This is a genomic window from Xanthomonas sp. WHRI 8393, assembly GCF_040203315.1.
Taxonomy (GTDB): domain Bacteria; phylum Pseudomonadota; class Gammaproteobacteria; order Xanthomonadales; family Xanthomonadaceae; genus Xanthomonas; species Xanthomonas arboricola.
The window spans coordinates 62,779-85,713 of sequence record NZ_JBEGGL010000001.1 but is presented as its reverse complement, the minus strand read 5'-3'; the positions used below and the strand labels follow the sequence as shown (position 1 = coordinate 85,713).

Annotated in this window: 21 protein-coding genes and 1 pseudogene; 13 read left to right on the top strand and 9 right to left on the bottom strand. The window is 67.3% G+C overall.

The window, feature by feature from the left end:
* The first annotated feature begins 61 nt into the window (after positions 1 to 61).
* The 9 genes and pseudogenes from ABQ137_RS00345 (at position 62) to ABQ137_RS00305 (ending at position 11,961) form a co-directional block, all read left to right on the top strand.
* The gene (locus ABQ137_RS00345; protein ID WP_016904927.1) at positions 62 to 538 is read left to right on the top strand and encodes a hypothetical protein; all 477 of its coding nucleotides are present in this window, start codon (positions 62 to 64) and stop codon (positions 536 to 538) included.
* 122 nt (positions 539 to 660) lie between these two features.
* Positions 661 to 1,917, top strand: coding sequence for a dipeptidase (locus ABQ137_RS00340; RefSeq protein ID WP_127158663.1), 1,257 nt, complete (start codon positions 661 to 663; stop codon positions 1,915 to 1,917).
* Positions 1,918 to 2,272: 355 nt separating this feature from the next.
* The gene (locus tag ABQ137_RS00335; RefSeq protein ID WP_349780917.1) at positions 2,273 to 3,583 is read left to right on the top strand and encodes an MFS transporter; all 1,311 of its coding nucleotides are present in this window, start codon (positions 2,273 to 2,275) and stop codon (positions 3,581 to 3,583) included.
* A 25-nt stretch (positions 3,584 to 3,608) separates the two neighbouring features.
* A complete protein-coding gene (locus ABQ137_RS00330) occupies positions 3,609 to 4,778 on the top strand; it encodes a glycerate kinase (protein ID WP_039518172.1) in 1,170 nt (389 codons plus the stop codon).
* 164 nt (positions 4,779 to 4,942) lie between these two features.
* The gene (locus tag ABQ137_RS00325; protein ID WP_349780916.1) at positions 4,943 to 6,121 is read left to right on the top strand and encodes a sugar diacid recognition domain-containing protein; all 1,179 of its coding nucleotides are present in this window, start codon (positions 4,943 to 4,945) and stop codon (positions 6,119 to 6,121) included.
* A 121-nt stretch (positions 6,122 to 6,242) separates the two neighbouring features.
* Positions 6,243 to 7,994, top strand: coding sequence for a sensor domain-containing diguanylate cyclase (locus ABQ137_RS00320; RefSeq protein ID WP_349780915.1), 1,752 nt, complete (start codon positions 6,243 to 6,245; stop codon positions 7,992 to 7,994).
* A gap of 137 nt (positions 7,995 to 8,131) precedes the next feature.
* Positions 8,132 to 8,524, top strand: a complete 393-nt coding sequence (locus ABQ137_RS00315; RefSeq protein WP_016902101.1) for a DUF2628 domain-containing protein — start codon at positions 8,132 to 8,134, stop codon at positions 8,522 to 8,524.
* Positions 8,525 to 9,102: 578 nt separating this feature from the next.
* Positions 9,103 to 9,324, top strand: a pseudogene (locus ABQ137_RS00310) (hypothetical protein); the annotation flags it as partial.
* Positions 9,325 to 9,483: 159 nt separating this feature from the next.
* On the top strand, positions 9,484 to 11,961 hold the full coding sequence (locus ABQ137_RS00305; protein WP_349780914.1) for a GH92 family glycosyl hydrolase: 2,478 nt from the start codon (positions 9,484 to 9,486) through the stop codon (positions 11,959 to 11,961).
* Positions 11,962 to 12,388: 427 nt separating this feature from the next.
* Here ABQ137_RS00305 and ABQ137_RS00300 read toward each other — a convergent pair whose 3' ends face one another.
* Entirely contained in the window at positions 12,389 to 13,804 is a 1,416-nt protein-coding gene (locus tag ABQ137_RS00300; protein WP_065046939.1) for an amino acid permease, read from the bottom strand.
* A 180-nt stretch (positions 13,805 to 13,984) separates the two neighbouring features.
* Positions 13,985 to 14,365: a hypothetical protein gene (locus ABQ137_RS00295; RefSeq protein ID WP_104591313.1), complete on the bottom strand. Its 381-nt coding sequence runs from the start codon at positions 14,363 to 14,365 to the stop codon at positions 13,985 to 13,987.
* Between the two features lie 306 nt (positions 14,366 to 14,671).
* Here ABQ137_RS00295 and ABQ137_RS00290 point away from each other — a divergent pair, with 306 nt between their 5' ends.
* The 3 genes from ABQ137_RS00290 (at position 14,672) to ABQ137_RS00280 (ending at position 17,493) form a co-directional block, all read left to right on the top strand.
* Complete coding sequence (locus ABQ137_RS00290) at positions 14,672 to 16,207, top strand: DNA recombination protein RmuC (protein WP_349781481.1); 1,536 nt, start codon at positions 14,672 to 14,674, stop codon at positions 16,205 to 16,207.
* A 182-nt stretch (positions 16,208 to 16,389) separates the two neighbouring features.
* A complete protein-coding gene (locus tag ABQ137_RS00285) occupies positions 16,390 to 16,794 on the top strand; it encodes a hypothetical protein (protein WP_349781479.1) in 405 nt (134 codons plus the stop codon).
* A gap of 153 nt (positions 16,795 to 16,947) precedes the next feature.
* The gene (locus tag ABQ137_RS00280) at positions 16,948 to 17,493 is read left to right on the top strand and encodes a glutathione peroxidase (RefSeq protein WP_102252982.1); all 546 of its coding nucleotides are present in this window, start codon (positions 16,948 to 16,950) and stop codon (positions 17,491 to 17,493) included.
* A 247-nt stretch (positions 17,494 to 17,740) separates the two neighbouring features.
* On the opposite strand, the gene ABQ137_RS00275 is transcribed toward ABQ137_RS00280, so the two are convergent.
* From ABQ137_RS00275 to ABQ137_RS00250, 6 genes are read right to left on the bottom strand one after another with little or no spacing between them, the layout of a single operon-like run.
* Complete coding sequence (locus ABQ137_RS00275; RefSeq protein WP_349780913.1) at positions 17,741 to 18,790, bottom strand: MlaA family lipoprotein; 1,050 nt, start codon at positions 18,788 to 18,790, stop codon at positions 17,741 to 17,743.
* A 10-nt stretch (positions 18,791 to 18,800) separates the two neighbouring features.
* A complete protein-coding gene (locus ABQ137_RS00270) occupies positions 18,801 to 19,100 on the bottom strand; it encodes an STAS domain-containing protein (RefSeq protein ID WP_349780912.1) in 300 nt (99 codons plus the stop codon).
* Complete coding sequence (locus tag ABQ137_RS00265; protein WP_024940545.1) at positions 19,090 to 19,752, bottom strand: MlaC/ttg2D family ABC transporter substrate-binding protein; 663 nt, start codon at positions 19,750 to 19,752, stop codon at positions 19,090 to 19,092. The genes ABQ137_RS00270 and ABQ137_RS00265 overlap by 11 nt, the downstream gene beginning before the upstream one ends.
* Positions 19,749 to 20,294: an outer membrane lipid asymmetry maintenance protein MlaD gene (mlaD, locus tag ABQ137_RS00260; RefSeq protein WP_016902127.1), complete on the bottom strand. Its 546-nt coding sequence runs from the start codon at positions 20,292 to 20,294 to the stop codon at positions 19,749 to 19,751. Before mlaD ends, ABQ137_RS00265 begins: the two co-directional genes overlap by 4 nt.
* Positions 20,295 to 20,305: 11 nt before the next feature.
* The gene (locus tag ABQ137_RS00255; RefSeq protein WP_016902129.1) at positions 20,306 to 21,055 is read right to left on the bottom strand and encodes an MlaE family lipid ABC transporter permease subunit; all 750 of its coding nucleotides are present in this window, start codon (positions 21,053 to 21,055) and stop codon (positions 20,306 to 20,308) included.
* Positions 21,055 to 21,849, bottom strand: a complete 795-nt coding sequence (locus ABQ137_RS00250) for an ABC transporter ATP-binding protein (protein WP_102257241.1) — start codon at positions 21,847 to 21,849, stop codon at positions 21,055 to 21,057. Before ABQ137_RS00250 ends, ABQ137_RS00255 begins: the two co-directional genes overlap by 1 nt.
* A 235-nt stretch (positions 21,850 to 22,084) precedes the next feature.
* On the opposite strand from ABQ137_RS00250, the gene ABQ137_RS00245 reads away from it, so the two are divergent.
* Positions 22,085 to 22,372, top strand: coding sequence for a DUF6916 family protein (locus tag ABQ137_RS00245; protein WP_024940543.1), 288 nt, complete (start codon positions 22,085 to 22,087; stop codon positions 22,370 to 22,372).
* Here ABQ137_RS00245 and ABQ137_RS00240 read toward each other — a convergent pair.
* Complete coding sequence (locus tag ABQ137_RS00240) at positions 22,365 to 22,934, bottom strand: GNAT family N-acetyltransferase (RefSeq protein ID WP_184515098.1); 570 nt, start codon at positions 22,932 to 22,934, stop codon at positions 22,365 to 22,367. The two genes, ABQ137_RS00245 and ABQ137_RS00240, sit on opposite strands and share 8 nt — an antisense overlap.
* Position 22,935: the final 1 nt, after the last annotated feature.

Here is a 22,935-nt window from a genome sequence, read left to right as displayed (position 1 = left end):
CCAGCTTGAAGCAGCTACCTGACAGCACCGCCCGCCATCCCAGCATCCAAGGACACAGACCATGCGCACCTTTCCGACCGCCGCCTTGTTCGCCATCGTGGCGTTGACCGCCACGTTCACCGCGTCTGCGGCCGACCCGCACGACGGCGCCTGGACCCTGGTGGAATCCAAATCCAACTGGAGCGACGGCAAGTTTCCCAAGGGCATGCGGCTGACTATCAACGTGCAGTTCTCCGACAACCGCATCGAATACCACTCCATCAACACCACCCGCCCTGACACTCCGTACAAGGTCGACTACGTCACCACGCTGGATGGCAAACCCAGCCCGCTCAACGAGCAGGCGCGCTTCAACCAGATCGCGGTGAGCAAGACCGGCGCCGACACCTACCAGATCCTCAAGATGAAGGACGACGACGTGATCGTCGGCGAGTTCTGGACGTTTTCCGCAGACGGCAAGACGCTGATCCGCAACGGCGTGGGCAAGTCGCCGGAAGGCAAATCCAAGGCCTACCACGAGTTCTTCGAACGCAAGTGAGTACTGGCGCGCGGTCGCGGGCAGCAATGTCTGCGGCCACGCGCCACGACAGCCAGTGATCGTGCAGCCGCCGAGGCAAGCGCGGCTATGATCGATGCACCCCCCATCTTCTGCGAGTTGCCATGACCCTGCATCGCCTGTGCACCGCCATCCTGCTCAGTCTGGCTGTGGCCGCACCCGGCCACGCGCTGGAGTTTTCCAAGGCCGAACTGGCGCGCGCCACGGCGCTGCAACAGCGCCTGGTCACGCTGGATTCGCATCTGGACACGCCGGCCAACCTGGAGCGCCCCGATTTCGACGTGTTGCAGGCGCATGCCGGCAACCGGCTGTCGCAGGTGGACTACCCGCGCATGGTCGAAGGCGCGCTGGATGGCGGCTTCTGGGCGGTCTACACCGCGCAGGGCAATCGCAGTGCGGCCGCGCACCTGGACGATCGCGATGCCGGTCTGCAGCGGCTGTTGAAGATCCACACGCTGCTGGCCGCGCAACCGCAGCGCTTCGCCTTCGCCACCACCCCCGCCGATGCCGCGCGCATCAAGGCCGATCGCAAGCGCGTGGTGTACATCAGCATGGAAAACGCCAGCCCGCTGGTGGCCGACCCCACGCTGCTGCGCTTCTATTACGCGCAGGGCCTGCGCCTGATGAGCACCGTGCATTTTCTCAACAACGAGTTCGCCGACTCGGCCACCGACCCCAAGGGGCCGGAGTGGAAGGGCCTGAGCCCGGCCGGCAAGCAACTGGTGCAGCAGGCGCAGGCGCTGGGCATCGTGATCGACCAATCGCATGCCTCCGATGCGGTGTTCGACCAGTTGATCGCACTGTCGCCGGTGCCGATCGTGCTCTCGCACAGCGGCGCGCGTGCGGTGTTTAACCATCCGCGCAATATTGACGACGCGCGGCTGAAGGTGCTGGCCGAGCACGGCGGGGTGATCCAGGTGAATTCCTACGGTGGCTATCTGGTCGACAGCGGCGCCAGCCCCGAGCGCAAGGCTGCCGAGAAGGCACTGACCGAGCAATACGGCGGCTGGGAGCACATCAAGATCGCCGACGGCACGGCCCTGAGCGCCGCGCTCAAGGAGCTGGATGCGCGCTACCCGATCAAGCGCGCCACCGAGGAGGACTTCTTCGCCCATCTGGAGCATGTGCTCAAGGTGGTCGGGCCCGAGCACGTGGGCATCGGCATGGACTGGGACGGCGGCGGTGGCGTGGTCGGCCTGGAAGACGTCTCCGACCTGCCGCGCATCACCGCCTGGCTGCTGCGCAAGGGCTATACCGAGCAGCAGATCGCCGGCATCTGGGGCGGCAACCTGCTGCGGGTGATGGGGCAGGCGCAGGCGTATGCGGTGGGGAATGGGGAATCGGGAGTTGGGAATCGGTAGAGCGCGGGATTTGGGATTTGGGATTCGCAAAGCCGAGGCGGTCTGTCGTGCTGGGCTGGGTACTGCGTCGGCGCTGGCTGTCGGCCCGGTAGTTACTTGGCCGGGTGACCGCGCGGTATCGGGTCGGCCAGCTCTGCACCAGCATGGTTGCTGCAGCGTTCCGAGCCTCGCACACGCTCGGGACACTTGATGTGGATTTGGGCATTTGCACAAAAACCCGCGTCTGCTTGTCCGCAGACAGGCAGCAGGCTGACGATGCTTCCGGGAAAAAGCTCCAACTAGAATGCGCCGACCCCTGTGTGGTGCCGGTGCCAGCACTGCGCGCCGATGGGCCCACCGACTGCTGGAGCGTGCGATGACCCAAGCCACCCGGCCACTGCCGCCCCCCGATGACATGGCCCCGACCTACCGCAAGATCCTGTGGCGGCTGATCCCGTTCCTGTTCGTCTGCTACCTGTTCAACTACCTGGACCGGGTCAACGTGGGCTTCGCCAAGCTGCAGATGCTCGGCGATCTGGGCATGAGCGAGACCGTGTACGGGCTGGGTGCGGGCATCTTCTTCATCGGCTACCTGGCCTGCGGGGTGCCGAGCAATCTGATCCTGCAGCGCATCGGTGCGCGCCGCTGGGTGGCGATCATGATGGTCAGCTGGGGCCTGCTGTCGACCTGCCTGATGTTCGTGCGCACGCCGGCCGGCTTCTACACCCTGCGCCTGCTCACCGGCGCGGCCGAGGCCGGCTTCTTCCCCGGCATCGTGCTGTACCTGACGCGCTGGTTCCCGCGCGCCCAGCATGGCCGGGTCATGACCGTCTTCATGTCGGCCATCCCGATCTCCGGCGTGCTGGGCGGGCCGTTGTCGGGCTGGATCCTCGGCCATTTTTCGGCCGGGCAGGGTGGCCTGGCCGGCTGGCAATGGATGTTCCTGCTGCAGGGCCTGCCGACCGTGCTGCTGGGCATCGGGGTGTGGTTCCTGCTCAGCGATGGCGTGCAGCAGGCCACCTGGCTGGACCCGCAGGAGAAGCAGGCACTGACCCGCGCGCTGGCCGCCGACGAAGCCGGCAAGCCGGCCGGCGCCTCCAGCTCGCTGGGCGCGGTGCTGCGCAGCCCGGCGGTATGGATGCTGGGCACGGTGTACTTCTGCATCCAGAGCGGGGTGTATGCGATCAACTTCTGGCTGCCTTCGATCATCCAGGGCAGCGGCGTCACCGACCCGACCCGGATCGGCCTGATGAGCGCCATTCCGTACCTGGCCGCGGCGGTGTTCATGCTGCTGATGGGGCGCTCGGCCGACCGCCGCCGCGAGCGCCGCTGGCATCTGGTACTCCCGTTGCTGATGGGGGCGGCCGGGCTGTGCATCGCCGCCAGCGTCACCGACAACCTGGCTCTGGCCCTGTTCGGCATGACCCTGGCCACGATGGGCGCGGTCAGTGGCTTGCCGCTGTTCTGGCCGCTGACCAACGGCTTTCTCACCGCCGCCGCTGCGGCCGGTGGGCTGGCGCTGATCAACTCCACCGGCCAGGTCGCCGGCTTCGTCAGCCCGTACCTGGTGGGCTGGATCAAGGACGCCACCCACAGCACCGAGCTGGCGCTGTATGTGCTGGCCGGGGCCATGCTGCTGGGCGCCGCGCTGGTGCTGCGGGTGCCGGCACGCGCGGTGAACCAGTGATGCGTCCGTCCCAGCGAGTGTGCCCATGAAGATCGTCATCGCCCCCGATTCCTACAAGGAAAGCCTGTCCGCGCTGGAGGTCGCCACCCAGATCGAGGCCGGTTTCCGCGAGGTGTTCCCCGACTGGCAGTACCGCAAGGTGCCGGTAGCCGATGGCGGCGAAGGCACGGTCGATGCGCTGGTGGCGGCCACCGGCGGGCGGGTGATCGACTGCACGGTCAGCGGCCCGCTCGGCACCCCGGTGCAGGCGTTCTTCGGCCTGACCGGCGACGGCCGTACCGCGGTGATCGAAATGGCCGCCGCCAGCGGCCTGGCACTGGTGCCGCCGGCCGAGCGCGCGCCGCTGCGCACCAGTACCGCGGGCGTGGGCGAGTTGATCCTGGCCGCGCTGGATGCTGGCGCGCGGCGCTTCATCATCGGCATCGGCGGCAGCGCCACCAACGACGGCGGCGCCGGCCTGGCGCAGGCGCTGGGCGTGCGGCTGCTGGATGCGCAGGGCGAGTCGATCGGCCCGGGTGGCGGCGCGCTGGCGACGCTGGCGCGGATCGACACCCAGGACCTGGACCTGCGGCTGCAGGACTGCCAGTTCGAAGTGGCCTGCGATGTGGACAACCCGCTGATCGGCCCGACCGGCGCTTCGGCGGTATTCGGCCCGCAGAAGGGTGCCACCCCCAGCATGGTGCGCCAGCTCGACAGCAACCTGCAGCGCTACGCCGATGTGCTGCAACGCGACCTGGGCGTGCGCCTGCATGACTTGCCCGGTGGCGGTGCGGCCGGCGGACTGGGCGCGGCGCTGGTGGCCTACCTGGGCGCGCAGTTGCGGCCCGGGGTGGAGATCGTGGCGCAGGCGCTCGGGCTGGATGCCCTGGTCGCCCAGGCCGATCTGGTCATCACCGGCGAAGGCCGCCTGGACAGCCAGAGCCTGCACGGCAAGACCCCGGTGGGCGTGGCGCGGCTGGCGCAGCGCCACGGCAAGCCGGTGATCGCCATCGCCGGTTGCCTGGGCAACGGCGCCGCGCTGCTGCATGGGCACGGCATCGACGCGATGTTTGCGGTGGTGCATCGCGCCTGCACGGTGGAGCAGGCGCTGGCCGAAGCCGCCAGCAACGTGCGCATCGCCGCCCGCAATGTGGCCGCGGCGCTGCAGCTGGGTCAGGCCTTGGCGCAGTTGCCTGCGCGTGCAGCCACGCGCTGACGGCAGCGCGCGGGATGCCGTGCGCAGGCTGTGCCACGCGGTCGCCACGTGATCCACTGATGCTGCCTGCCTGATGCATGCGCGCAGCACAGGACGGGGCACCGCCATGCAGCACCGAACGTGCCACCGTGTCCTCCCCGATCGCGCCAACAGACCCCATGCCCATGCTCACGCTCGACCGCACCCTGGCGCAGTCCATCGTCGACCGCGCGATGACCATCATCGACGGCAACGTCAATGTGATGGACCACACCGGCGTCATCATCGCCAGCGGCGAGCCGGCGCGCATCGGTCAGCTGCACGAGGGTGCGCTGCTGGTACTGTCCAGGCAGGGCCGGGTGGAGATCGACGCGGCGCTGGCCCAGCAGCTGGATGCGGTTCGCCCGGGCGTCAACCTGCCGCTGATCGCCGATGGCCGCATCGTCGGCTGCGTCGGGCTAACCGGCGACCCGCAGCGGATCGGGCAACAGGCCGAACTGGTGCGCATGGCCGCCGAAGCGATGCTGGAACAGGCCGGCCTGCTGCGCCTGCTGGCCCGCGATGCGCGCCTGCGCGAGGAAGTCACGCTCGGCCTGATCCGCGCCGACGGGCCGACCCCGGCACTGGCCGGCTGGGCCGAACGGCTCGGCATCGCGCTCGACCTGCCGCGCGTGGCGGCGGTGATCGAAGTGGAAAGCGACACCCTCGACCTGGACGCGATGCTGGTGGAACTGCAGCGCCTGCACACACTGCTGTCCACGCCCGAACGCGGCAACCTGATCGCCGCCACCGCGCTCAACGAACTGGTGGTGCTCAAGCCGGCACTGGACCGCCGCGGCCACTGGGATGTGGACGAACAACGCCGCCGCGCCCACACCTTGCTCGAGCGCATGCGCGCCAGCAGCCCGCTGCGGATCCGCCTCGCGCTGGGGCAGTACTTCCCGCAGCCCGGCGGGCTGGCGCTGTCGCACCAGATCGCGCGCACCACCATGCGCATCGGCAAGGCGCGCGCGCCGCAGGCCGATGCGTTCTTCTACGACGACCATCGCCTGCCGGTGCTGGTGGACGACCTGCGCCAGGCCTGGCAGGCCGACGAACTGCGCAAGCCGCTGCAGGCGCTGCTGGCCCAGGACCGCCGCGGCGACCTGGTGCAGACGCTGTCGGCGTGGTTCGGCGCCGGCATGCGCATGGCGCCCACCGCCAAGGCACTGGCCATCCACCGTAATACGCTGGATTACCGCATGCAGCGCATCGCAGAACTCTGCGGCGTGGACCTGCGCAATACCGACGACTGCGTGCGCCTGTATCTGGCCCTGCAGATGCGCGACGACACTGCGGCAAGCGGGACCGAGCCCATCCAGTGACGGAGCGTGTGGGCTGCGCACAAGGCATCTTCTGTGCGATGGCGCACGCAACGCTGCGTTAGCAGGTATGTTCGGTCCGCTAGACTGAGCGGATTGCCCGGGGGACCAAGCGAGCATTTCATTGAGCCACTGCGACACCGTCGTGTCATCCACCTCCCGCGAGGCCGAGCGGCTGTCGCGTCTGGCGCTGTTGCAGGTCGTCGACACCGATGCCGAGCCGTTCTTCGATGCGCTGGCCGCCGCCGCGCAGGCGATCGCCGGCACGCCGATCGCGCTGGTGTCGCTGGTGGACGAACATCGCCAATGGTGGAAGGCCAATATCGGCCTGCCTGATGCCAGCGAAACCCCACGCGAACTCGCGTTCTGCGCCTACACCATCCAGGACGATGCGGTGATGGAAGTACGCGATGCGCCGGCCGATCCGCGCTTTCGCGACAATACGCTGGTCACCGATGCGCCGGGGATCCGTTACTACGCCGGTGCGCCGATCGTGTTGTCCGACGGCTTGCGCATGGGCACGGTGTGCGTGATCGACCAGCGCCCGCGCGCGCTGGAACCGGCGCAACTGGCGGCCTTGCAGCAGCTGGCCCGGGTTGCCGCCGAAGGCCTGGAGCAGCGCCGGCTGATGCTGGAACGCCAGGCCGCCAACGAACAGCTGCAGCAACGCCTGCGCGAGAGCGAGGCGTTCCTGGAGCGTACCGGCCGGGTTGCCGGCGTCGGCGGCTGGGAAGTGGACGTGGCCAGCGGCACCCTGACCTGGTCGGACCAGACCTGCCGCCTGCACGATCTGCCGGCCGGCTACCGGCCGACCCTGGCCGAAGGGATCGGCTTCTACCCGCTCGATGCGCGCGCGGTCATCACCGAGGCGGTCGAGGCCTGCGTGCGCGATGGCACGCCCTGGGATCTGGAACTGCCGCTGGTCAGCGCCACCGGCCGGCAGCTGTGGGTGCATAGCACCGGCTCGATGGAGCATGTGGACGGACGCACCCGCCTGATCGGCGCGATCCAGGACGTCACCGACCGCCACCGCGCGGTGGATGCGCTGGCCGCCAGCGAACGCAAGTTCCGCAACATGTTCCAGTACAGCCTGGGCCTGATCTGCACCCACGACATGGATGGCCGCCTGATCAGCGTCAATCCGGCCGCCGCGCGCTCGCTGGGCCGCAGCGTGGAGGGCATGGAAGGCCGCTCGTTGCTGGAATTCGTCCGCCCCGAGCTGCATGCCGCCCTGCACGGCTATCTGTCGCGGATGGTGCTCGACGGCCAGGACGCCGGCGTGATCGAGCTGGTCGCCAGCGATGGCAGCTTGCGCCACTGGCAGTACCGCAACGTGCTGGACGTGGAGGCCGACGCCACCATCGTGCTGGCGCACGCCCAGGACATCACCAACCAGTACCAGCAGGAGAAGCAGCTGCTGGAATGGTCGTTCACCGACCCGCTCACCAACTGCTACAACCGCCGCTTCCTGGACGAGCTCGACAAGCGCGACCCCAGCGTGCGCTGGGGCTGCATCGTGGTGGATCTGGACAAGTTCAAGCTGGTCAACGACACCCATGGCCACCAGCGCGGCGACGAGGTGCTGGTGCAGATGGCCTGGTTCCTCAACCAGCCGCTGCGCACCCAGGACCGTCTGGTCCGCCTGGGCGGCGACGAGTTCCTGGTGCTGCTGCATCAACCCACCCAGCCGCAGCTGGCGGCCCTGGTGCGCGACTACATGGCCGCCATCGACGAGGCGCCAATCCGGTTCACCCTGGGCACCGCCCTGCGCAACGACGGCGAGGCGCTGGCGGCAGTGGTCGACCGCGCCGACCACTCGCTGTACGCGCTGCGCCGGGCGCGCCGCGGTACCGGCCTCAGCGACCAGCGTGAATAACGCGCGCTGCACCGCTGCAAGCGGCCACTGCCGAAACTGATCGGCGGCTGACCCCGTCTTCTGTCCGGCGCCCGCAAACGTGTCCGGTGAATACGCGATCGCCTATCATGTAACCGTTTTCAACTACATGGTTTGGAATGGACACCTTCGATCGCACCCAGCTCAGTCCCAAGTGGCAGTTCCGTTTCGATTTCTTCGACCGGCACGGTGGCCCCAAGGACCCCAGTTACAAGAACGCACTGAAGACCTTGAGCTTTGGTGAGAAGGTCAAGGTCGGCATGAACTTCTATGCCTTCTTCTTCGGTGTCATCTACTTCTTCATCATCGGCCTGTGGCGCAAGGCGTTGAGCCTGATCGGCATCAGCGTCGTGGTGAGCATCGTGGCCTCGTTCCTGCCGGCTGCGTTTCAGAATGTGCTGTGGCTGCCGCTGTCGTTGTTGACCGGCATGATCGCCAACTACGCCTATTACCTGGACAAGGTGAAGGGCAGCACCAGCTGGAACCCGTTCGAAGGCATGCGCTGGATCTGAGCAACTGCGTCACCGGCGCGTCGGCCCCTCCCGCCGCCACGCCAGCGTCGCCAAGCCCGGTCACTGACCGGGCTTTTTTTATGGGCCAACCACACCCCAGGAACCAAGCCCCTCTCCCCCCGGGGCGATAAGGCACAGCTTGCGCGCCAGCGTCGCGCGTGCCTGGGAGCGCCCGCGCTGCCAGCGCGGGCCGGGGCGCGGAGCGGGGGTTGGGGTGAGGGTCCGTCCCCCGACGCGCAACACGCCCTGGCGCACGCCTCTCAACCAATCACGCGCAACGCAGCCAAATCACCCCCAAGCCAGCTCATCCGTCAGCACAACTGACACGTTTCAAAACTGCAGCACCCAGCCACGTGCAACAGCCTGATTCAAAACGCCTAAACCACCGAAAAACTGCCAGAGCCCGCACACTTTGCTGCGCCGCGGTGTGCAGCCGCGGGTCGGGAATGCTTAATCTTTGCCAACTGATGACACAAGCTGTCCCGAATTTAGATCGATCCAAGTACGCCATTCCCCCGCAAGTGTTTGAAAAAAAGAAAGTCTTTCCGTCGTACCACCGCCCTCGACGAGACGCTTGAATGACCGATTACCGCCGTTGTCGCCCGCAGCAGCTGTCCCGTGCTGTGCTGCTCGCAATGCTGTCGCCGCTGTCCGCCCTCGCCCAGCAGGCCAGCGCCCCGCAACAACTCGATGCCGTTACCGTGACCGGTTCGCGCATCAAGCGCGTCCCGGCCGAAGGGCCGGCGCCGGTGCAGATCATCGGCGCCGAGGAGATCCGCAGCCGCCTGTTCAGCCCGGTCGGGCGCGAGATCGCGGCAGAATACGTGTTCGATTTCTGAGCCGCTGCCCACCTGTCGCAAGCCGCCGTCAGGCGGGTATCGACCGATCGCCGCGTCTGGGGCGTCGGCACGCGTCATCCACCTGCGGCCTCGCCCGCTCTCTCCCCCGAGGTGTCCTGCATGCCCTTCGCCGTTGCATCCGATCGCTCTTCGTCGCATTTCCCATCAACGCCGCAGTGGCGCCGCGCCGCCGCCGGCCTGTGCCTGCTCGGCATGGCGGTGTGCGCGCCGCTGGCCGCGCGGGACCCGGCGCAGGTCAACACCTTCATCGGCAGCAAGGACGACGGCAACACCTTCCCCGGTGCCTCGGCGCCGTTCGGCCTGGTCCAGGTCAGCCCGATCGGCGCGCATTACGCCGGCTGGCGCTACGACGACCCCAGCATCCGCGGCTTCGGCCACTCGTTCCTATCCGGGGCCGGCTGCTGGGAGCAGGGCGGGCAGGTCTCGGTGCTGCCGGTCACCGGCCGCATCGGCCCGGGCGGCGACTTCGACACCGGCGACGCCAAGGCCTTCGACCAGAAGCGCTATGCCGCCCGCTACACCCATGACGGCGAAGTCGGCCAGGCCGGCTACTACAAGGTGCGGCTGACCGACTACGGCGGCATCGACGCCGAAGCTACTGCGCTCACCCGCGCCGCCGCCGAGCGCTACACATTCGCCCCCGGCGCCGACACCGGGCATGTGCTGGTCAACCTGGGCCAGGCCAACGACCGCCACGTGGTGATCGGCAGCCAGCTGCAGGTGGTCGGCGACCGCGTGGTCGAAGGCAAACTGACCACGCAAAGTTTCTGCGGCGGCCACGAATACACCACCTGGTTCCGGCTGGAATTCGACCGCCCGTTCACCGCACACGGCGTCTGGGGCGAAGACGGCGGCGTGCCCGACGCGCGCCACGGCATGGGTGGCGAACTCAAGCCCAATGGCGCCTGGCTCAGTTTCCCGCTGGGCAATAACAAGAACGCGCGCGCAATGACCGTGGTCAGCGCCATCTCGCACGTGGATGCCGAAGGTGCACGCAACAACCTGCGCGCCGACGGCATGCTCGGCGGCAAGCTGCTGGGCCTGGAACAGATGCGCCAGCGCGCGCAACAGGCCTGGCGCAAGCAGCTGGCCAGCCTGCAGCTGGATGGCGCCAGCAACGACGACCGCAGCGTGGCCTACACCGCGCTGTATCACGCCCTGCTGCAGCCGCTGACCGGCAGCGATGCCGATGGCCGCTATCGCGGCTTCGACGATGCGATCCACCGCGCCGATGGCTGGACCTACTACGAGTATTTCTCGCTGTGGGACACCTATCGCTCGCAGAACCAGCTGCTTGCCTTGCTGCAGCCGGCACGCGCGCGCGACATCGGCCGCTCGCTGCTGGCGATCCATCAGCAAGGCGGCTGGCTGCCGCGCTGGGGCTATGCCAACTTCGATACCAATATCATGACCGGCGACCCGGTGACCCCGTTCCTGGTCGACCTGTGGCGCTTCGGCGCGCTGCAGGACAACCAGGCGCAGGCGTACGCAGCGCTGCGCCAGAACGCCTTCGAACAACCGCCAATCAACTCGCGCCACGCCGGCCGCTCCGGCAACGCCAGCTACCTGGCCAACGGCTTCGTGCAGTACGACCGTGCGTTCCCGTCCAAGGGCATGGACGTGGACCCGCACCACGGCGGTTCGGCCACGCTGGAATACGCGCTGGCCGACTGCGCGCTGGCACAGATGGCGCAGGCGCTCGGCCACCCCGACGACAGCGCGCTGCTGCGCAAACGCGGCGGCAACTGGCACAACGTCTGGGACGCCGGCGTGCGCGATGCCGACACCGGCTTCAGCGGCTTTCCACGGCCGCGGCTGGAAGACGGCAGCTGGTACGCCCCCTCGGACGATCGCTACAGCCCGCGCTCGCAGCACGGCTTCCATGAAGGCACCGCCTGGCAATACCAGTGGCTGGTGCAGCAGGACATCCCCGGCATGCTGCAGGCCATGCACGGCAGCGAGCAGGCCGGCCAACGCCTGGATGCCTTCTTCGCCTACGACGACCTGCTGAAGGACCCGCTCAACGCCGCGCGCACGCACTGGGTAGTCGGCCCATACAGCTACTACAACCAGTACCGCTACAACCCCAACAACGAACCGGACCTGCACGCACCGTGGATGTACACGTTGATCGGCCAGCCGTGGAAGACCGCCACCGTGGTGCGCGCCGCCCAACAGCTGTTCACCAACGCACCCAACGGCGTCACCGGCAACGACGACCTCGGCACGATGTCGGCCTGGTACCTGTTCAGCGCGCTGGGCCTGTATCCGGCGGTACCGGGCAGCGGGCAGTTCCTGCTGCATGCCCCGCGCTTCAAGCGGGCCACGCTGGACCTGGGCAACGGCAAGCGCCTGCGCATCGACGCCCCCGGCGCCGACGGCCGCGCGCTGCAATACGTGGACAGCGTGCGTTTCAACGGCACACCGCAGCGGCAGGTGTTCCTGGACTGGGCCCAGCTGCAGCAGGGCGGCACGTTGTCGTTTGCGCTGACCAAGCAGCCCCCGACGCAGGGCTGGGGCACGCAGGCAGATGCACTCCCAACCTCGTTCTGCGCCACGCCTGCAGCCGCGCCTTGAGCCAACGCTCCTCCCCGGGTTGCAGGGAGTGCGAGGGAAAGCCCTGACGTGTGCTAAAGCCCCTCTCCTGCGGGGCGATAAGGCACAGCTTGCGCGCCTCTGGCGCGCGTGCCTGGGAGCGCCCGCGCTGCTAGCGCGGGCCGGGGTGAGGGTAGGGAGCGAAGCCCCTGACCAAGTTGGATAACACCAGGCGTCGCCCGTCCCCTCATCCGGCCTTTTGGGCCACCTTCTCCCGATGGGAGAAGGGAGTGGTCAGCGTGCATCCGCAAGCAGTCGTGCAGCACGGGACTGCTACCGCCAAGACTTTCCCATCAACGATTCAACCTTGAAGGCGCGTGGCGACGCGTTCGTCATGCATGGCACTGAAAGATACCGGGGCGCCCTTGATCCGGCCCTTCTGGCCACCTTCTCCCGATGGGAGATGGAACTACCCAACCTTCGCCAAGCGGCTATTCCGCCGCCCATAGGCCACATACACCACCACACCCAGCACGTTCCAGACCAGGAACCAGCCCTGCGTGGTGCTGGGCAGGCTCCAGAACAGGTACAGGCAGCCCAGGATCGCCACCGGTCCCACCACCCATGCCAGCGGTGTACGGAAGGCCCGCACACGCGTCGGCTCGCGCACGCGCAGCACCAGCAGGCACGCCGCCACTGCGGTGAACGCGGCCAGGGTGCCGGCGTTGGCCAATGCGGCAATTTCATCCAGGCGTGCCACACCGGCCAACGCGGCCACCAGCACCGCCGTGAACAAGGTGATCGCCACCGGTGTGCCGGTGCGCGCGTTGACCTTGGACAGGCCGCGCGGCAACAGGCCATCGCGCGACATCACGAAGAAGATGCGGCTCTGCCCGTACAGAAACGCCAGCAACACCGTCGGCAGCGCGATGATCGCCACCGCGCCGATCACCAACGCCGCCTTGCCGTGGCCGAGTTCGCGCATGATCAGCGCCAAGGGCTCGGGGCTCTTGCCGAACACGGTGAAGCTCATCGCGCCCACCGCCGACAACGCCACCAGCACATAGATCAGCGTGCAGCCGATCATCGAACCGACGATGCCGATCGACAGATCGCGGCCCGGGTTCTTGGTTTCCTCGGCCGCGGTGGAAATCGCATCGAAGCCATAGAACGCGAAGAAGATGATCGCCGCCGCCGCCATCACCCCGCGCTCCACGCCATCCGGGCCCGCGGTCTTGGGGAAGCCATACGGCATGAACGGCTGCAGGTTGGCACTGTCGAAGGCCGGCAACGCGATCGCCACGAACACACCCAGCGCCACGATCTTCAGCACCACCAGCACCGCATTGAGCGTGGCGCTTTCCTTGGTGCCGGCCATCAGCATGCCGGCCACCAGGAAGGTGATCACCACCGCCGGCAGATTGACGATGCCGCCGGCGTGCGGCCCGGCCACCAGGGCATGCGGCAGGTTGACCCCCAACCACTGCAGGAAGCCGACGAAATAGCCCGACCAGCCCACCGCCACCGTACTCACCACCAGCGAGTACTCCAGCACCAGGCTCCAGCCCACCACCCAGGCGATGCTCTCGCCGAGCGCGGTGTAGCTGTAGGTGTAGGCGCTGCCGGCGGCCGGCATCATCGTGGCCATCTCCGCATACGCCAGTGCCGCGCAGGCGCACACGATGCCGGCGGCCACAAACGACAGCAGCACCGCCGGGCCGGCCTTGTCCGCGCCCACCCCGATCAACGTGTAGATGCCGGTGCCGACAATCGCGCCGATACCCAGCGCGATCAGATGCGGCCAACTCAGGCTGCGGACCAGTTGCCGACCGGCCTCGTGCACGGTGACCTGATCGATGGATTTGCGCCTGAGCCAAGACGACATGCGGACCTCGCGGGAATCAAAGAATTCCCGAGTGTCGCCCAACGCGCTGCAGCAAAGCTATCGGTCCGAGGTCATGCGTCGGTGCGGGCAGGGCAGCGCAGGCACGCCCACCGCCTGCTGTGAGCGCGCGCCACACCTCGCCGTTCCCTGGTCAAACGCGACCGCCCCGCACAATCCCGCTCACTCAACCGACGGGCGATGCGGTGGACGCACATGGCGATAGACCAACTGCACCGCCCACGCGCCCACCAGACCCACCGCACCGGCGGCAAAGTGGGTCCAGTCGAGCAGGCGTGGCGCCGCCCCGTTGGCATCATGCCCCCAGAAGTTGAACCACAGCAGCACCAATGCGGTAACCCCGATCCCGATCCAGAACCACAGCCGCGTGCCGCCGATCGCATAGAACCCGAACGGCAACGCCGCACCGATCAAAAAGTGCACCGGGAAGAAATACGCCGTGCCATACGGCCGCATCAGGTACCACACGATTGCCGCAAAGCTGCCGAGAAACGCGAACAGGCCCAGCGCGAACAGACGGGTTTGGTTGGTGGCAGTGGTCATCAGCTGGCCTGGCAGGAACGAAGCCCCACCCTAGCCATGCGCAGGTCACGTTGAGGTCAATGCGCTGCGAGCAGCCTGCAACTCCATCACCGTGGCGGTGTCTGGCCCGCTTCGCGCAGCGGTTGCAGGCATCTGCGCGAAGTGGCCCCGACGTGCTGCGTTGGCGCAGTGCGCGCGCCCCCAACTGCGCCCTGCAGCCGCCGCCGGCCGGCAAGCCACTGACGCAGCCCCTGCGACCGGCCCGGCTACACTGCGCACATGTCATCCGAATCCCTGATCCTTCTCGGACTGCTCGTCGCAGTCCTGGTGTTGCAGCTGATCGCGCTGCTGCGACGTCCTTCCACCAGCGGCCTGGAGCTGGCGCTGCGCGCCGAGCAGCGCGACGGCCGCGGCGAATTGCGCGAGCAACTCGAAGGCCTGGCGCGGCAGCAGGACAGCCGCCTGGAAACCTTCGCGCGCAATCTCACCGAACTGTCCACGCGCACCGACCAGCGCCTGGACCTGTTGCGCGATGCGCTCGGCGAAGACGCCCGCAAGGCCCGCGAAGAAAGCGCCCTGGCGCAACAACGCACCGGCGAATTGCTGACGCTGCGGCTGACCGAATTGCGCACCCAGCTCGACGGCTTCGGCCAGCAGCAGGAAACCCGCATCCAGGTGTTCGGCCAGCAACTGACCGAGCTGATCGCACGCACCGACACCCACATGGCCGCCCTGCGCGATGCGCTGGCCGAAGATTCCCGCAAGGGCCGGCAAGAGGCCGGCGAGTCGCAGCAGCGCTTCACCGAGGCCTTGGGCCAACGTCTGACCGAACTCACCCAGCGCAACGAACTGCGCATCGGCGAAATGCGCGCCACGCTGGAACAACAGCTGGCCAACCTGCAGAACGACAACGCCAGCAAGCTCGAACTGATGCGCGCCACCGTCGACGAAAAACTGCAGACCACGCTCAACACGCGCCTGGATGCCTCCTTCAAGCTCGTCTCCGAACGCCTGGAGCAGGTGCAGCGCGGTCTGGGCGAAATGCAGCAGCTGGCCACCGGGGTGGGCGATCTCAAGCGCGTGCTGACCAACGTCAAGGACCGCGGCGGCTGGGGCGAGGTGCAGCTGGAGAACATCCTCGAGCAGACGCTGACGATGGAGCAGTACGCGCGCAGCGTGCGGGTCAAGCCCGACAGCGCCGAAGCCGTGGATTTTGCGATCCGCCTGCCGGGGCGTGGCGACGACACCGTGGTGTGGCTGCCGGTCGATGCCAAGTTCCCGCGCGAGGACTACGAACGCCTGATCGATGCGCAGGAAAAGGGCGACCTGGACGCGATCAAGAATTCGACCGCGCAGCTGGAACGCGCCATCCGCATCCAGGCCAAGTCGATCAGCGACAAGTACGTCTGCCCGCCGCAGACCACCGACTTCGCAGTGATGTTCCTGCCGACCGAGGGCCTGTACGCCGAAGTGATCCGCCGCGCCGGCCTGGTCGACCTGCTGCAGCGCGAACATCGCGTGGTGCTGGCCGGCCCGACCACGTTCACCGCCCTGCTCAACAGCCTGCAGATGGGCTTCCGCACGCTGGCGATCGAGAAGCGTTCCAGCGAGGTCTGGCTGGTGCTGGGCGCGGTGAAGAGCGAGTTCGGCAAGTTCGCCGGCATTCTCGAAAAGGCCGAGCGGCAGATCAGCACGGTCGGCAAGAGCCTGGGCGAAGCCAGCCGCAAGACCCGCACCATCGAACGCCGCCTGCGTGGCGTGGAAACCCTGGCCAGCGAACAGTCCCAGGCGTTGCTGGACGATGCCGGCAGCGACGACACCGGAAGCAGCAGCGAAGACGACAGCAACGACGAGCAGGAGTGATCCATTGCGTAAGGCGATGCCACACGCCATGACGTAGGAGCGCACCCGGGCGCGACCAGGCATTACCGATAACGCCTCATCGCGCCCGGGTGCGCTCCTACCAACGCAGGCCTCCGGCGAGTCCTCCTGCGCCGATAGCGAGCACGCCGCGCAGACATCGCCACCGCGATGCTGGTACCCACCTGGTTCAAGACGAGAGTTTCAACATGGCAACCCGATGGATCCACGCAGTGCTCTGCGCGCTGCTGTTGACCGCATGCAGCAATACCCCGGCGGCCAGGCCGGACGCTGCGGCGGACGCCCCGCAGCCTCCGCGCGCCGTTTCTGCCGACGCTGCCGACTGCACGGCAAAGGGCGGGCAGCTGCGTCCGGTCGGCCGCATGCAGACGGTGCGTTGCGTGGTGCCGTACGCCGATGCCGGCAAGACCTGCAGTGACAACTCCGACTGCAGCGGCGATTGCCTGGCCACCAGCATCGTGCCGACCGGCACCGCGACCTCCGGCACCTGTCAGCGCGACAGCGACCGCTTCGGTTGCCGCCAGGAAGTGATTGGCGGCATGGGCCAGGCCGCGTTGTGCATCGATTGATGGCTGCGAACAGGGTCAAGCGCGCGCACGAGCCGATCAGTCGATCGGCCTGTGCGCGTCGCGTCAGATAGCTGCAAGTGCCATGAGCCAGCGGCATCGCTCGCTCCACCCTGGCGGTTTATGCTCTCGGCTCTACCTGTCCAGGACGCACCGATGAGCCAGACGCTGTACGACATCCCTGTGGCCCGCATCGACGGTGAGCCCGCCACGCTGGCCGACTATCGCGGCAAGGTGTTGCTGGTGGTCAACGTCGCCTCCAAGTGCGGGCTGACCCCGCAGTACGAAGGCCTGCAGGCGCTGTATCGCGACAAGCAGGCACAGGGGCTGGAGGTGCTGGGCTTTCCGGCCAACGACTTCAACGGACAGGAGCCCGGCAGCGAGGCGGAGATTGCGCAGTTCTGCCAGCTCACCTACGACGTGAGCTTTCCGATGTTTTCCAAGATCGCCGTCACCGGCGCCGAAACCCATCCGCTGTATCAGGCATTGACCAATGCCCGCCCGCAGGCCACCGGCGATGGCCCGATGCGCGAAAAGCTGGCCGGCTACGGCATCGCACCCAACCCGGCACCGGGCGTGTTGTGGAACTTCGAGAAATTCCTGATCGGCCGCGACGGCCAGGTCATCGATCGCTTCGCCCCCGACGTGCCGGCAGACGATGCGCGCCTGCGTGCAGCAGTGGATGCGGCGCTGGCGGCGTAGCACCTGGCGCGGTGGCGAACTGATTTGATCCGCGTCGCTGCGATCGCTGTTTATATTGCCGGTGATCCGCGCCATCTAAGGGGAAGGCCTTGCCGGCGGAGTTCCCTCCACGCGCGATCGCGGCCGGACGGTGCTCCAGCTACCCCAGCCGCCACCGTCAGCCGGAAGGCCGTAAAAGACCAACGCACAAAAAAAGCCCGGGATCGCTCCCGGGCTTTGTATTCATCCAAACCGCAAGCTCAACACATCAACGGATCCACTGCGGGATCGGCATCGCATCCACCGGCACGGTGCTGTCCTTGTCCTCGCGCAGGTAGTCGGGCAACTCGTTGTCCTTCTCGCGATGGCTGCGCAGATCGCGCACGATCTGGTAGTTGCGGCGCTGCATCCACGCATCGCGGGTCAGCGCGTACTCGTCCGGTGCCTGGTCGCGCAGCGAATCCAACGACATCAGTTGCGAGCGCGTATCCACCAGCTGCAAACCCTGCAAGGCGAAGCGCGCACCGCTGTCGTCGACCTGGCGCAACGGCGACAGCGGAATGTCGCCGCCCAGGCCGAAGGTATCGCGCACGGTGCGCGGGCCGAACAGCGGCAACTCGAAGTAGCGCGAATTGCGCCAGCCCCACACGCCCAGGGTCTGGCCGAAGTCCTCGCTGCGGCGCGGGATGCCCGCCGCGGAGGCCGGGTCGAACAGACCGGCCACGCCCAGTGTGGAATTCATCACGAAGCGGCCCAGCGACTGCACCGCATACACCGGGTGGCCCTGCAGCAGCTGATTGACCATGGTCAGCGGCGTGCCGAGATTGTCGAAGAAGTTGGTCACGCCCAGGCGGGCCGGACGCGGCACCACCTTGGTGTAACCGGTGGCCAACGGACGCGCCACGCCGCGGTCCACCGCCAGGTTGAAGCGGTGCATGCCGCGGTTGTAGCGCTCCCACGGATCGTAGGACGGCGCGTCACCGGGTTGTGCCGGTGCACCGTTGGCGCCGGCCTGCGGGGTGGTGGGGCCGTAGAGCGCCGCGAAGTCGTCCTCGGCCGAGGTGGGGACACCGGCCGTGCCGGCATCGGCGCTGGTCTGCTCGGCAGGCGCCGCCGCGGTGGCCGGCAGGGCGTCGGGGGCGGCAAACCCGGCGGCGGCCGGCTGCGCGGTCACACCGGCATCGTCGCGTGCCGGCGCGGGCGTCGCATCCGGGGCGGGCGCGGCAGCGGCCGCAGGCGGTGCGGGCTTTGGAGCATGGCTGGCACAGGCGCCAAGCAGCAGGCAGGCCAACAGGGAAAGGGGGCGAAGCTGGGTCATGGGGTGGCGCTCAGGCCTGGAAATCGAAAGTAGGGGACAAACGGTAGGCGGCACGCAATTCGTCCAGACCGGACGCTTCACCCACCACCGTGACAGGACCGGCACCGCTGCTGCGCACACGCGCAGCCAGTTCGGCCAGCATCGCCACGCCGGCACTGTCAAGGCGTTGTACACCCGACAGGTCCAGCGTGCGAATGTCGTCCAGCTGCGCGATCGCCTGCGGCCAGGCCGCAGTGACCGCATCGCGGTCGAGCACGCCGGTGAGTACCAGCGTGTCGCCATTGCGTTGCACCGAGCTGTTACTTGCCATTGGCCGGTGCCGGACCGACCTGCAGATTGCCACTACGCAGCTCTGCGGCGACCTTGGCGATGCCCTTCTCGCGCAGCGGGCCGTCGAACTGGGTCTTGAAGGTCTGCACGTAGGAGATGCCTTCGATCATCACATCGAAGATCTTCCACTGGCCACCGACGTTACGCATCATGTAATCGACCGGGGTCGGGTCGTTGCCGGCGCGCAGCAGGTCGGTGGATACCTTGACGCCGCGGTTGCCCGGCAGCGCGCTCTCGGACTTGGCGCGGAAGGTCGGCTTGCCTTCGAAGTTCAGCAGCGCGGTGCCGTAACGCTGCATCAGGTTGTCGGCCAGCGCATCGGCGAACAGCTTGACGTCCGCATCGGAGGCGCCACGGCCGTTGACGCCCAGCACCAGGCGGGCCGAGTAGTCGCGGTCGAAGGCCTTGTTCAATTCGCCATTGATGTACTGGCGCAGGGCGGCCGGGTTGCTGCGGAACTCGGCGCGGCGCTGATCCAGCGTGCTCAGGATGCGGGTGCTGCTGTCGATGACGGTCTTGGTCGCCGCGCCCTGCGCAGGCGCGCTGGCGGCAGCCGGCTGCGCCAGCACGGTGGCCGGTGCGCACACCAGCAGGGTCGAGGCCAGGATGGCGGAAAGCAGGGTGGTCTTCATTGGTGTGGTTCCGTAGAGGGAGAAGCGGTCTGGGCAGGCGCCGGGGCCTGGCCATCGGTGGCGGCCGGGGCATTGCTGCCACCACCGCCACCACTGAACATGTACTTGCCGACCAGCTGCAGCAGATCCACCGCCGGCTGGGTGAAGCCGATTTCTTCGCCCGGCTTGAGCGTCTCCGGGTCGCCGCCCGGCTGCAGCCCGATATAGCTCTCGCCCAGCAAACCGCTGGTGAAGATGCCGGCGGAGGTGTCGGCGGGCAGATCCTTGTATTTGTTGTCCAGCGACAGGGTGACCACCGAGTCGAACTTGGTCGGGTCCAGGCTGATGTCGGACACCTTGCCGATGGTCACGCCGCCGATCTTCACCGGCGCCTGTGCCCGCAGCTGGCCGATCTGGCTGAAGCGTGCGGTCAGCGTGTACTGGCTGGAGCCGAAGCCCCAGCGCTGGTTGGTCGAGGCCACCGCCAGCACCAGCAGCGATGCCAGGGTCAGCAGCAGAAAGGCGCCGACGGCGAATTCGAGTCGTGGTCCACGCATGGCCATAGTTATTCCACTCACCTAAACAACATTGCAGAAAGGACGAAGTTGAACATCAGCACCAGCAGCGAGGCGTTCACCACCGCACGGGTGGTGGCGATCGAGGTGCCTTCGATGGTCGGCTCGGCGTGGAAGCCCACGTAGGCGGCGACCAATGCGGCCGTGCCGCCGAAGATCGCCGACTTGAGCATCGCCACGCCGAAGTCGTCCCAGAAGTCCACGCTGTTGCTCAACCCCGACCAGAATGTGCCGTTGTCGATGCCCAACACGTGTACGGCCTCGAAGTAGCCGCCGGTGATGGCCAGCGAGCAGAACACGCCGGTGAGCAACGGCACCGTCAGCACCGCCGCCCAGAAGCGCGGTGCCACCGCCTTGGCCACCGGATCGATGGCCATCAGCTCCAGCGCCTTGATCTGGTCGGTGGCGCGCATCAGGCCAAGCTCGGCCGCGATCGAACTGCCGGCCCGGCCGATGAACAACAGCGCGGTCAGCACCGGTGCCAGTTCGCGGTACAGCGACAGTCCCAGCAAGGTGGACAGCGCATCCGACGCACCATAGGTGGTCAGCGTGCGGTAGCCCTGCAGGGTCAGCACCAGGCCGACGAAGGCGCCGCCGACGGCGATGATCGGCAGCGAGCGCGCACCGACCTTGTAGATCTCGCGCACCAGCTCGGCGATGAAATCGCGCGTGGGTACCGAGCCGCGCAGCACGGTCAGCGAGAACAGCCCGGCGCGGCCGAAGGCGCGGATCGAGTCGACCATGGCCATCAGGCAGCACTCCGGTCGCGCCGCGGCGCCGCATCGAAGGCGATCGGGCCATCCGGCTGGCCATGCAGGAACTGCTGCACCAGCGGGTCGGTGCTGTCCTGCAATTGCTCAGGCGTGCCGGCGAACACGATGCCGCCATTGGCGATGACCACCGCCTGGTCGCTGATCGGCAGGGTTTCGTGCACGTGGTGACTGACGATGATGCTGGTCAGGCCAAGGCTGTCGTTGAGGCGCTGGATCAGGCTCATGATCACGCCAGACGCGATCGGGTCCAGCCCGGTCAGCGGTTCGTCGTAGATCATCAGCGGCGGGTCCAGTGCCAGCGCCCGCGCCAACGCCACACGCCGCGCCATGCCGCCGGACAGTTCGCGCGGCCAGGCATCGGCGGCAGCCAGCAGGCCCACCGCATGCAGCTTCATCTGCACCAGGCGCTGCAGCACCGGCGCCGGCAGGCGAGTGTGCGTGCGCAGCGGCAGCGCGACGTTGTCGGCCACGCTCAGGTCGGTCAGCAGGCCGTTGCCCTGCAGCAGCACGCCGACATTGCGACGCATCTCCAGCAGTGCACGGTTGCCATGCGGGATCGCGCTGCCGAACAGGGTGACCGAGCCGGCGACCGGACGCAGTTCGCCGGTCAGTGCGGCCAGCAAGGTGGACTTGCCGCTGCCAGAAGGACCGAGCACGGCCGTAATGCTGCCGCGCGGCACATCGAGCGAGACGTCGCGCAGGATCGTGCGACCGCCGCGATCGATGCGGACACCGGACAACTGCACGACAGGGGATGCGGACGCCGTCATCGAAGCCTTTAACAGAATTCCAACGCGATAGAGTAGCCGTCATCCGGCTGAACATAACCGAACCGGCGCGTGCAGTATTGTCGCATGACGCCTGTACTGCAGCAGACGCGTCACCGCCGGCGCGTATGCAACAGGCCGTCTCATGCATGATGCAATGCAATCTTCGAACGCGCAGGTGTTGTCGCAGGTATGCCCTACGTGGATGATCGGATTCCCAGCCGACCATGAGCACAAAATGGACTTACTGACCCTGGAGCACTTTGCAGGCAGCGTCAACGACACGTTCTCGGCTGCATTGAACGAAGGCGAGGTTCCATTCGTGCTGGTCGAGGCGCGTGCGCTGCCCACCACGCACGCGGTGCATCGCGCGCCATTCTCGCTGCTGTTCCGCAACAGCTCGGCATTTCTGTTTCCGCAGCAGACCTATCGGTTACGTCACACGCGGCTGGGCGAGATCGGCATCTTCCTGGTGCCGGTGGCGCGCGAGCGCGACGGGTTTCTGTATCAGGCGATCTTCAACTGAGCTGCGTGACCGCGTCTGCTTCGGTGCCGCGCCAATGCATTGCCAGATGCGTATCGCCGGAATCGCCGGCGACGAACCCCAGACGCGCATAGAGACGTTGGGCAGCTGGATTGGCATGCAGAACGTGCAGCGATAAGCCGCATCCCGCTGCACATGCGCGGGTTTGTGCCTGCACAATCAACGCAGTGCCGATGCCTTTACCGCGCCATGCCGGCATCAGGCTGATATCGATCACTGCGTGTTGCGACGGTGCGCGCTGCAGATACAGCCGGCCGATGCGTTCGTGCTGCCACTGCACGACCATGAAGTCCGCATCGGGAAAATGGCGCAGATAATGCGCGCGCTGCAGGGCGAACTGCTGATCCAGAAACGCGCGCTTGGTTGCGTCCGGCCAGGGCACCTGCGCCAGCTCTTCGCTGCGCGTGCTCGCGTAGAGATCCTGCAGCCAGGGTAGATCGGCATCCTGCTCGGCCCGCAATGCGATGGCATGCGCATCCGGTACGGCGGCCTGGCCTGCGCCCAACGATGCTGTCATTACCTTGCTGGAAAGCAGGCGTGCCATG

Excerpts from the sequence above, each read along its gene's own strand:
- ABQ137_RS00345 (WP_016904927.1), top strand. The coding sequence starts at position 62 with ATGCGCACCTTTCCGACCGCCGCCTTGTTCGCCATCGTGGCGTTGACC.
- ABQ137_RS00340 (WP_127158663.1), top strand. The coding sequence starts at position 661 with ATGACCCTGCATCGCCTGTGCACCGCCATCCTGCTCAGTCTGGCTGTG.
- ABQ137_RS00335 (WP_349780917.1), top strand. The coding sequence starts at position 2,273 with ATGACCCAAGCCACCCGGCCACTGCCGCCCCCCGATGACATGGCCCCG.
- ABQ137_RS00330 (WP_039518172.1), top strand. The coding sequence starts at position 3,609 with ATGAAGATCGTCATCGCCCCCGATTCCTACAAGGAAAGCCTGTCCGCG.
- ABQ137_RS00325 (WP_349780916.1), top strand. The coding sequence starts at position 4,943 with ATGCTCACGCTCGACCGCACCCTGGCGCAGTCCATCGTCGACCGCGCG.
- ABQ137_RS00315 (WP_016902101.1), top strand. The coding sequence starts at position 8,132 with ATGGACACCTTCGATCGCACCCAGCTCAGTCCCAAGTGGCAGTTCCGT.
- ABQ137_RS00305 (WP_349780914.1), top strand. The coding sequence starts at position 9,484 with ATGCCCTTCGCCGTTGCATCCGATCGCTCTTCGTCGCATTTCCCATCA.
- ABQ137_RS00300 (WP_065046939.1), bottom strand. The coding sequence starts at position 13,804 with ATGTCGTCTTGGCTCAGGCGCAAATCCATCGATCAGGTCACCGTGCAC.
- ABQ137_RS00295 (WP_104591313.1), bottom strand. The coding sequence starts at position 14,365 with ATGACCACTGCCACCAACCAAACCCGTCTGTTCGCGCTGGGCCTGTTC.
- ABQ137_RS00280 (WP_102252982.1), top strand. The coding sequence starts at position 16,948 with ATGAGCCAGACGCTGTACGACATCCCTGTGGCCCGCATCGACGGTGAG.
- ABQ137_RS00275 (WP_349780913.1), bottom strand. The coding sequence starts at position 18,790 with ATGACCCAGCTTCGCCCCCTTTCCCTGTTGGCCTGCCTGCTGCTTGGC.
- ABQ137_RS00270 (WP_349780912.1), bottom strand. The coding sequence starts at position 19,100 with ATGGCAAGTAACAGCTCGGTGCAACGCAATGGCGACACGCTGGTACTC.
- ABQ137_RS00265 (WP_024940545.1), bottom strand. The coding sequence starts at position 19,752 with ATGAAGACCACCCTGCTTTCCGCCATCCTGGCCTCGACCCTGCTGGTG.
- mlaD (WP_016902127.1), bottom strand. The coding sequence starts at position 20,294 with ATGGCCATGCGTGGACCACGACTCGAATTCGCCGTCGGCGCCTTTCTG.
- ABQ137_RS00255 (WP_016902129.1), bottom strand. The coding sequence starts at position 21,055 with ATGGCCATGGTCGACTCGATCCGCGCCTTCGGCCGCGCCGGGCTGTTC.
- ABQ137_RS00250 (WP_102257241.1), bottom strand. The coding sequence starts at position 21,849 with ATGACGGCGTCCGCATCCCCTGTCGTGCAGTTGTCCGGTGTCCGCATC.
- ABQ137_RS00245 (WP_024940543.1), top strand. The coding sequence starts at position 22,085 with ATGGACTTACTGACCCTGGAGCACTTTGCAGGCAGCGTCAACGACACG.
- ABQ137_RS00240 (WP_184515098.1), bottom strand. The coding sequence starts at position 22,934 with ATGGCACGCCTGCTTTCCAGCAAGGTAATGACAGCATCGTTGGGCGCA.